The sequence below is a fragment of the Pseudopedobacter sp. genome (assembly GCF_040392825.1).
Classification (GTDB): domain Bacteria; phylum Bacteroidota; class Bacteroidia; order Sphingobacteriales; family Sphingobacteriaceae; genus Pseudopedobacter.
This window is the reverse complement of sequence record NZ_JBEBVH010000177.1, coordinates 1-8,664: the sequence shown is the minus strand read 5'-3', so window position 1 is coordinate 8,664 and position 8,664 is coordinate 1. Positions and strand designations below refer to the sequence as shown.

Below are 8,664 nucleotides of genomic sequence, written 5' to 3'. Positions count from 1 at the left end.
AAACCATCCCTGCATTACTTCACAAAGAAAAAGTTTAAACGTCCGGCTATTTGGTTTTGATTTAATATCTTTATTAAATCAATTTTAAGACTCTGAATTTTGAAGGATTATTTGCTGTTTATTGATACAGAGACCTCTGGACTGCCCAAACGTTGGGATCTCCCCTATACAAATAACTTAAATTGGCCTTACGCTGTACAAATAGCGTGGATTATTTACAGACCAGACGGCACAGAAGTTAAAAGAGAAAACCAATATGTTAATGAAAAAGACATTGTCATTGGTAAAAATTCTATAAAAGTCCATGGCATAACCGAAGACTTTCTCCAAAAAAATGGCAAACGAAGAAAAGAGATTCTACGGAAATTAGCTTATGATATAAAGAAATATGATCCTTTGATTATTGGTCATTTTGTTGAACTAGACATTCACGTTCTAAGCGCCGATTATTTAAGGTCAAGAATTAAAAATCCTTTCGAATGCAGTTCTTTTTTTTGTACAATGCTAAAAAGTGCGCAGTATGCAAGAAATCCAAGAGTAAAGTATCTAAGACTTTCGCAGCTATATGAGTTTTTATTTAATGAACATCCAATAAATCTGCATCATGCCGAAAAAGACGCAGAATTAACTGCTAACTGCTTTTTCGAACTCTTAAAAAGAGAGCAAATCTATACAGAAGATATTCAGTCGCAACAGGAATATTTTTCTAAACAATTGAATATTCTTAAAAAACAAGTGTCGTAATTTTCCTATTTTACCCACAAATTTAAGCTTATGAACAAACTGGTTGAGCTTTTAAAGAATACAAAACCATTCGATTTACTACCAGAAAGTATTTTGAAAGGTGTAGCAGATGCCCTTACAGAAGTCAGGTATTCTAAAGATACCCTGGCTTATCGACAGGAAGTTACCGAAATGAAGGGAGTTGATATTATATACGAAGGTGAATATGAAACATTCTTTTTTGATGCTTCTGAAAATAAAAGATCAGTAGAAATACACCATACTCCGTATTGTTTTGGTGGCATTTCTGTATTGCTAAACAGAACAAAAGCACTAAAATCAGTTATCGCAAAAAAAGGAACCGTTGTTTATGCTTTACCGCGTAAAGATTTTATAGGTTTATGCAATGCTTATGACGAATTTTTCCAGTATTATACTACGGATTTCGGAAAACGGATGCTGGACGACGAGTTTGCTCATTTCGTAAAAAAACCAGCCTCTTTTGAAGAAAGTTATATAGCTGCCGAACAGTTGTACTCCAGAAAAATAGAAGGTATTATTTATAAAGATATTGTTTCCTGCCATGCGGATACTCCTATTTTCGAAGCAGCCCAGCACATGGCAAAAAACAAAGTAAGCTGTTTATTCATAAAAGATAGCCGAGATCAGATTATTGGATATGCAACAGACATAACACTTCGAGATAATGTTATTGCGCAACGTAAAAATCCGGAAGATCCCATTTCCAGTGTAATGGATAATCCTATAGTCTCCATATCTAATGATGCTTATTTATATGAGGCGGTGCTGATGATGTTTAGAACAAAGACTAAATATTTATTAGTAGAAAAAGATGGTAAATATGTTGGTTTTTTAAGCAGAAATCGCCTATTAAGCGAACAGGGACAGTCTCCCCTTGTATTTATTCAATCGGTAAAACTTGCGGTAACTGTAGATGAGCTTAGAGAAAAATGGAATTATGTTCCCGAAATTATCAATCAGCTTTTAGGTCGCGGTGTACATTCTGAAATTGTAAATCAGGTAATTACAACTATAGCAGACAGTATTGCCATTAAGGTTATAGAAAAAGTAATTGGTGAAATGGGCGAACCGCCTGCAAAGTTCGTATTTATGGTTACGGGCAGTGAAGGAAGAAAAGAACAGACCTTAAAAACCGATCAGGATAACGCTATCATTTACGAGGATAAAGCGAACGAGCATAGAGAAATGGTTAGAGCATATTTTTTAGAGTTTGCTAAAAGAGTCTCTGATTATTTAAACGATATTGGCTTTGTTTATTGTAAAGGCGGTTACATGGCCAGTAATCCAGATTGGACACATTCCCTATCTCACTGGAAACGCAACTATAAAAAATGGATTGAAGAATCTGTACCCGAAAACGCCATTAAATTCTCTACATTCTTTGACTGCCGGTATTTATATGGAGATAGAACTATCATCCATCAGCTAAAGGAATTTCTGGAAGAAGAGTTGCAAAAGCCAATAGAACGTTTCTTTGCCTATATTGCAAAAAATGCACTTCAGTACGAACCTCCTCTAACCTTCTTCAATAATATAAGGACACAAACCATTGGTAAATCTGAAGTTTTTGATATTAAGAATGCCATGACACCTATTGTCGATTTAGTTCGTGTTTATGCACTTAGAAAAAGAGTTTATGAGGAAAATACCGGAGAAAGACTCAAAAAATTAATGGAACTTGGAGTTTTTAGTCAGGAACAATATCATGAGTTATACCAATCTTATTATTACCTGATGGGATTACGTCTAAAAAATCAGGCCAACCAGATTATGATCGAGAAAACAAGTCCGGATAATTATATTCAGATAGATAAGCTTACAAAAATAGAGAAAGCCACGTTGAAAGAAATCTTCAAGACAATTTATAATTTTCAGGTAGGTATAAAAATGCGATTTACCAATAATATTTTAGGATAAGAAAAAGAGAACGCATAAAAAAAGCTTCTGATTAATATCAGAAGCTTTTTAGAAGATTTTGTAATCTATAAATATTAGATAGATTTAATGATATCTCTTAATCCTAATGATTTAATGATTGCTCTATATCTATTGATATCTTTTTTGTAAAGATATGCTAATAAAGCTCTTCTTTTACCAACTAGTTTTTGTAAAGCCAACTGAGTAGAAAAATCTTTTTTATTTGATTTTAAGTGGCCTGTTAAGTGTGCAATTCTGTAAGTGAATAATGCAACTTGTCCTTCTGCAGAACCTGTGTTTGTTTCAGAGTTCCCGTGTTGTTTGAAGATTTCTTTCTTCTTTTCTGTACTTAAATACATTACCTGAATAATATTAAAGCTAATTATTTGATTAATTGCATGCAAAAGTACAATTAATTGTAATAAAATCCTAAGGAGAAAACAAAAAACAAACCTTACTCTTATTATTCAATAATTTAGTTTAAGTCATATTTACACTAGAAGCATTAATTACAACATAATAAAGCTTACTTTCGCCCGGAATAAATATCATGAGCTTGTATAAAAAATTTAAAACCGAACATAAAGTACGTCCCGATGATATCGATATGTTTAATCATGTCCACAATAGTAAATATCTGGATTATGTATTAGCTGCCAGATATGAACAAATGGATGTTTTTTACGGAATGTCTATGGAAGAGTTTATAAAGCTAGGCTATGGATGGGTAGTTCAGAAGGTGCAAATAGAATATAAAAGACCACTAAAAATGGGCGATATTTTTAGTGTCGAAACGGGGATTGTAAGTGTACACGATAAAGGTTGTAAGGTTGAGTTTACCATCAATAATCTTAAAACAAACAAAACCAGCACTGTTGGCTGGTTCGATTTTGTGATGATTGATATGAAAACCGGAAGAAGTGCTCTCCTCCCAGAAAATATAATAGAGTTGTACTCTATCTAGCAGTCAAAGCTTCCTCTATCAGGTTACCATAGAAATATTCTAGCGTTAACCCGGCAGCCCGAACTTGTTGGGGAATAATGCTATTTTCTGATTGTCCGGGGATGGTATTAACTTCTATAAAATAGAAATCTCTATCATCCTTCAGGATAAAATCGATACGTACCATTCCTTTACAATTTAATTGAATATAAGCTTTCTGAATGATCTCCCCTACTTTATTTACAATTGTAATATCCAACTCAGCGGGAGTTACTTCATTTGTCAATCCTGCAGTATATTTAGCTTCATAATCAAAGAAATCTTTTGTTGTAATAATTTCAGTAATGGGCAAAACCTTCACCTCACCTTCTGCGGTGTAAGCTCCTACTGTAAATTCCCTACCTGATATAAATTCTTCTATAAGAACTTCCGAACCTTCTTTAAAGGCTCTTTCCACAGCAGTATCCAAATCCACCCAATGGTTAACTTTAGACATGCCAATGCTGCTTCCCCCGTTATTTGGCTTTACGAAAACTGGTAATTTCAGATTAGATTCAACTTCGTTCCTGCTATAATTATTTAAAGAAAACAGCTGAATAGATCTGGCAATATTTAAATCAGGAACGGGCGATACAATTTGCTTTGTATAGCCTTTATTCATGGTAATGGCAGAAGTTGTGGCGTCGCAACTGGTATAAGGAAGACCAATCATATCGAAATAGCCCTGTAACTTTCCATCTTCACCCGGAACTCCATGGATAATTATAAATGCACAATCGAATTTTATTTTCTCTCCCTGTACATTTACGCTGAAATCATTTTTGTCAACTGGGTAAGCATTCCCATTTTCATTTTCATAATACCATTTTTCAGTTTCTATAATTACCTGGTAAACGTTGTATTTAGACTTATCCAGATTCTTATATACCGTTTTTGTACTGTTTAAAGAAACTACAGACTCACCGGTAAAACCACCTGCAACTAATGCTATATTTTTTTTCATTTGTTCTTATTAATTTTTAATCAGATCTACTACCTCTCGGTAAACAAAAACCTTTAATCACGTCAGATAATACTGCCTCATACGCTTAATAGCTATCTTAATTATACAGGTTTCATGACAGCCAAATATAAACGATAATCTGTTTTTATTTTCAAAAGAATAAAAAAATCAGAACATTCAAATTATCAGTAAATAATCAATCCGGTATTCAGGTTTTTAACAAAGTTTATAATTTTTGTTAGTCCAGTTTCCCGTTTTTTGGCTAAGTTTGGAGTATATTTTTTTGTTATTAATCAGACTTAATGAGTAAGTTTTTTCAATATCTGGCAACGCCGCAATTCCGTAAGCAGTTAATTATTGCTATTGTATCTGTTCTGGTCCTACTTTTCGTGGTGTTCTTCAGCTTAAGATACTATACAAAACATGGCGAAGGACTTGCTGTTCCTTTGGTTAAAGGTTTAAATATTAACGAGGCTATTGGCGTTTTAGACGAAAAAGGTTTAAGATATCAAATAGATTCGGTTTATGTGATGGACAAACCCGCCGGTATGGTTTTGGAACAAGACCCAGATCCAGAAACGAATGTAAAAACCAATCGTATAATCTATTTAACTATCGTTAGTTTTCAGACACCCGACGTAAATTTTCCCGATATAGAGAATAAAACATTTTTAGAGGCGAAAGCCGTTCTGGAAAATTACGGATTAAAAATTGGCGATACCATATATAAATCTGATATTGCCAGAGATGCCGTTTTAGGTTTTAACTATGCAAATCAACCAATAAAGATCGGACAAAAATTACCAAAAGGTTCAAGAATAAACCTGATATTGGGAGACGGCATGGGTGCCAGCGAGATTGAGGTTCCTGACTTTAGAGGTTTAACATTAAGCGAAGCTAAATTTTCAATTAAAGGATCATCACTTACCCTTGGTGAAGTATACTACGAAGGTGCTGTTACAGATTCGGCAAATGCCATAGTCATTTCACAATTCCCCAACGTTCAGGATTCTGTTGTAAAAGTAAGTATAGGAACAAGGATAAACCTTGTATTATCTAATCAGTAATGAACGATATACAGGCTGAAGAATTTAAAAATATCATTCTTAATTCAATAGACGATGTTTTTATTTTAGACGTTAGAGAAGAGTTGGAATTCCATACTTTCAATATAGGCGGACAAAATATTCCGCTGGGTAAAATACAGAAATTGTTAGAAGATGAAGATTTGGAATTACCGGAGGATAAAGCTGTAATAGTTGTTTGTCAGAGAGGACTAAGAAGTAAAACAGCTAAAACCTTATTGGAGAATTTCGGTTTTAGAAATGTGAGAAATTTAGAAGGAGGTTTATTAAAATTACAAAGAATCCTTTAGGCTCAAAATCCCGCAAATAGATAAAAAACATCCGTAAATAAACATGCTTACAAATAAGACAAAAAAAATAATCATTGCTTTAGCAGTTATATTAGTGATTATTGCTGCTATTATATTGCCTAAGTTTTATTTTAAATATTTTGCCGACAATGTCAAAACTACAGAGAAGGTTTACTTATATATTCCTACCAATGCCGGTTATGAACAATTGAAAGACTCTATTGCCAAAGTAAATTTTCTGAAACGACCGGGTTACTTTTATAGTTTAGCTTCCGACAGAGCGTTGCAAACAAAATTTAAACCGGGTAAGTACGCTGTTAAACCCGGAATGAATAACAGGGCTATTATTAATATGCTGATTGCAGGTAACCAGGAGCCCGTTGATATCTCTTTCAGGAATATCAGACTTAAAGAAAACTTTGCCAAATCGGTGTCTCAGAAGTTAGAATTTGATTCGGTTTCGCTAATGCAATTGTTAGATTCAGCTCAATTCGTTGGAGAATATGGTTTTACCAAAGATAACATTTATACCATGTTTATTCCTAACTCCTACGAGATGTTCTGGAATACTTCTGCCAAAGATTTCTTTCTTAGAATGAATAAGGAATACAAATCATTCTGGACATCGGAAAGATTGAAAAAAGCAGAAGATCTTAAATTGACACCTCAGCAAGTGACCATCTTAGCTTCGATAGTAGATGCCGAGGCGCTTGCGGATAAAGAAATGCCTACCATTGCGGGGCTATATTTAAATAGATTAAGAAGCGGTATTAAACTTGAAGCAGACCCTACGGTGATTTTTGCAAATAACGATTTTACCATTCGCAGGGTGTTAAACCGACATCTGACAAAAGAATCTCCTTATAACACCTATCGTGTTAGAGGATTGCCCCCGGGTCCTATCATGATGCCTTCAATTAATGCAATAGATGCTACTTTAAGTCCGGAAAAGCATAACTACATTTATATGTGTGCTAAAGAAGATTTCTCTGGTTACCATAATTTTGCTACTACACTTGCAGAACATCTGGTTAATGCCAGAAAATTCCAGGCAGCGCTTAATCAAAGAAACATTAAGAAATAGCAGGAGGAATTGATGTTTGTATTTGAAACAAAAATAAGAGTAAGATATGCCGATACCGATCAGATGGGTTACGTTTATAACGGAAACTATGCAACCTATTACGAAGTAGGTCGTACCGAAGCACTGCGTAGTCTGGGCATGACTTATAAATCTATGGAAGAAGATGGTGTTATGCTCCCTGTTCTGGAAATGAAATCGAAATTTTTCAAGCCGGTTAAGTATGACGAATTAATCACTTTAAAAGTAACCATTGCAGACAAACCAGGAGTAAGGATTTTGTTTAGATACGACATCTATAATGAAAATAATGAACATGTACACACAGGCGAAACCACTATGGTTTTTGTAGATATGCAAAAAAATAAGCCTTGTCTTCCTCCGGCGAGTTTTGCAAATAAATTGAATCCTTTTTTTGAGTAATTTAGTTGAATGAGGGGACTGCATAGATTCTTTTGTAAATTCGGGTTCTATCGTAAGTTTATCGCCTGGACAAAATTCATTATTCTGCCGGGCTTCAACTCGTTGCCTTTATATACCGTAGCTACCTTTTTCTTTCAGGAAATAGGAAAAGAATCTCTTGTTAATAAAGCTTCTTCTCTTGCTTACAATTTTTTAATGGCTGTTTTCCCTGCTATTATTTTTTTATTTACGCTTATCCCCTATATTCCTATTAAGAATTTTCAGAATCAATTAATGGCGATTATAGCGTTACTTTTACCTGAAAATGCGTATAGAGCTTTTGAAGAAACGCTGGAAGATATTGTGAAAAATCAAAATGGCCGTTTACTCTCATTAGGTTTTATCCTTGCGCTTTTCTTTGCTACCAACGGAATACATACTTTAATGCAGGCCTTCAATAAATCTTCATTGATAGTAGAAACCAGAAGTTGGGCCAGGCAACGGCTGGTCGCCATGAATTTGACCATTCTCACAACTTTCTCAATCATTCTGGGTGTTTCTATAACGGTTATTACCGAATTTATATTAAACACTTTCAGGGAAGAGCTCAATTTTGAAAACAACAGATTCTGGATATTCCTAATTGCTATCGGGCGGTGGTTCATTATTGTTTGTGTTTACTTTTTTACCACATCGCTCCTATATCGTTATGGTCCCGCCAATGCCAAAAAATGGAAATTATTCAGTCCCGGTGCATGGTTGGCTACCGTATTGGCTATTTTAACCACTTTCGGTTTCACTTTTTTTATCAATAATTTCGGAGCATATAATAAATTGTATGGTTCCATCGGAACGTTATTGGTAGTGATGATATGGTTATATCTAAATTCACTAATTCTCCTAATCGGCTTTGAATTAAATGCAAGTTTAGAGCTCTCTAAGCGCAGTATTAAAATTGTTAGACCCCGTTTTAATTCGTTTAAAAGCGACAAACCTTCTTCTCCTACCTCCTAGAAACAGAATAACAAAAAAATATTCTACTGTTTATTAGCTCATTAGCTTACATACTCAAAAAAAGGCCTTATTGGTTTTGGAGATTTGGCCAATGTTTGTACTTTTGTGGCGGAGAAATGGCAGAGCGGTCGAATGCGGCGGTCTTGAAAACCGTTGACTGTAAC

Annotated in this window: 10 protein-coding genes; 8 read left to right on the top strand and 2 right to left on the bottom strand. The window is 34.5% G+C overall.

Annotated elements, in window-relative coordinates; genetic code table 11:
• Nucleotides 1–99 precede the first annotated feature (99 nt).
• Entirely contained in the window at nucleotides 100–744 is a 645-nt protein-coding gene (locus tag ABWO41_RS12540; protein WP_353138381.1) for a 3'-5' exonuclease, read from the top strand.
• Between the two features lie 30 nt (nucleotides 745–774).
• The gene (locus ABWO41_RS12535) at nucleotides 775–2,682 is read left to right on the top strand and encodes a DUF294 nucleotidyltransferase-like domain-containing protein (RefSeq protein WP_353138378.1); all 1,908 of its coding nucleotides are present in this window, start codon (nucleotides 775–777) and stop codon (nucleotides 2,680–2,682) included.
• Nucleotides 2,683–2,756: 74 nt separating this feature from the next.
• Here the strand turns inward: ABWO41_RS12535 and rpsO are convergent, their stop codons facing one another.
• The gene (rpsO, locus tag ABWO41_RS12530; RefSeq protein ID WP_353138375.1) at nucleotides 2,757–3,041 is read right to left on the bottom strand and encodes a 30S ribosomal protein S15; all 285 of its coding nucleotides are present in this window, start codon (nucleotides 3,039–3,041) and stop codon (nucleotides 2,757–2,759) included.
• A 191-nt stretch (nucleotides 3,042–3,232) separates the two neighbouring features.
• On the opposite strand from rpsO, the gene ABWO41_RS12525 reads away from it, so the two are divergent.
• Complete coding sequence (locus ABWO41_RS12525; protein ID WP_353138372.1) at nucleotides 3,233–3,646, top strand: acyl-CoA thioesterase; 414 nt, start codon at nucleotides 3,233–3,235, stop codon at nucleotides 3,644–3,646.
• Here ABWO41_RS12525 and ABWO41_RS12520 read toward each other — a convergent pair.
• The gene (locus ABWO41_RS12520) at nucleotides 3,639–4,628 is read right to left on the bottom strand and encodes a D-alanine--D-alanine ligase (protein ID WP_353138369.1); all 990 of its coding nucleotides are present in this window, start codon (nucleotides 4,626–4,628) and stop codon (nucleotides 3,639–3,641) included. The two genes, ABWO41_RS12525 and ABWO41_RS12520, sit on opposite strands and share 8 nt — an antisense overlap.
• A gap of 302 nt (nucleotides 4,629–4,930) precedes the next feature.
• On the opposite strand from ABWO41_RS12520, the gene ABWO41_RS12515 reads away from it, so the two are divergent.
• The 5 genes from ABWO41_RS12515 to ABWO41_RS12495 are packed head-to-tail and all read left to right on the top strand — an operon-like array spanning nucleotide 4,931 to nucleotide 8,500.
• Nucleotides 4,931–5,695 carry a PASTA domain-containing protein gene (locus ABWO41_RS12515; protein ID WP_353138366.1) on the top strand — a complete coding sequence of 255 codons (765 nt, stop codon included), beginning with the start codon at nucleotides 4,931–4,933 and terminating at the stop codon, nucleotides 5,693–5,695.
• Entirely contained in the window at nucleotides 5,695–6,003 is a 309-nt protein-coding gene (locus ABWO41_RS12510; RefSeq protein ID WP_353138363.1) for a rhodanese-like domain-containing protein, read from the top strand. The genes ABWO41_RS12515 and ABWO41_RS12510 overlap by 1 nt, the downstream gene beginning before the upstream one ends.
• Before the next feature lie 43 nt (nucleotides 6,004–6,046).
• Nucleotides 6,047–7,087: an endolytic transglycosylase MltG gene (gene mltG, locus ABWO41_RS12505; RefSeq protein ID WP_353138360.1), complete on the top strand. Its 1,041-nt coding sequence runs from the start codon at nucleotides 6,047–6,049 to the stop codon at nucleotides 7,085–7,087.
• Between the two features lie 12 nt (nucleotides 7,088–7,099).
• Nucleotides 7,100–7,507: an acyl-CoA thioesterase gene (locus ABWO41_RS12500; protein WP_353138357.1), complete on the top strand. Its 408-nt coding sequence runs from the start codon at nucleotides 7,100–7,102 to the stop codon at nucleotides 7,505–7,507.
• A 9-nt stretch (nucleotides 7,508–7,516) separates the two neighbouring features.
• Nucleotides 7,517–8,500 (top strand): YihY/virulence factor BrkB family protein, encoded by a 984-nt coding sequence (locus ABWO41_RS12495; RefSeq protein ID WP_353138354.1) that lies wholly within the window; start codon nucleotides 7,517–7,519, stop codon nucleotides 8,498–8,500.
• Nucleotides 8,501–8,664 lie beyond the last annotated feature (164 nt).

Bases quoted from the DNA above. Each gene is read 5' to 3' on its own strand.
- ABWO41_RS12500 (WP_353138357.1), top strand. From the start codon at position 7,100: ATGTTTGTATTTGAAACAAAAATAAGAGTAAGATATGCCGATACCGAT.
- ABWO41_RS12495 (WP_353138354.1), top strand. From the start codon at position 7,517: ATGAGGGGACTGCATAGATTCTTTTGTAAATTCGGGTTCTATCGTAAG.
- ABWO41_RS12535 (WP_353138378.1), top strand. From the start codon at position 775: ATGAACAAACTGGTTGAGCTTTTAAAGAATACAAAACCATTCGATTTA.
- ABWO41_RS12520 (WP_353138369.1), bottom strand. From the start codon at position 4,628: ATGAAAAAAAATATAGCATTAGTTGCAGGTGGTTTTACCGGTGAGTCT.
- ABWO41_RS12510 (WP_353138363.1), top strand. From the start codon at position 5,695: ATGAACGATATACAGGCTGAAGAATTTAAAAATATCATTCTTAATTCA.
- ABWO41_RS12525 (WP_353138372.1), top strand. From the start codon at position 3,233: ATGAGCTTGTATAAAAAATTTAAAACCGAACATAAAGTACGTCCCGAT.
- ABWO41_RS12515 (WP_353138366.1), top strand. From the start codon at position 4,931: ATGAGTAAGTTTTTTCAATATCTGGCAACGCCGCAATTCCGTAAGCAG.
- rpsO (WP_353138375.1), bottom strand. From the start codon at position 3,041: ATGTATTTAAGTACAGAAAAGAAGAAAGAAATCTTCAAACAACACGGG.
- mltG (WP_353138360.1), top strand. From the start codon at position 6,047: ATGCTTACAAATAAGACAAAAAAAATAATCATTGCTTTAGCAGTTATA.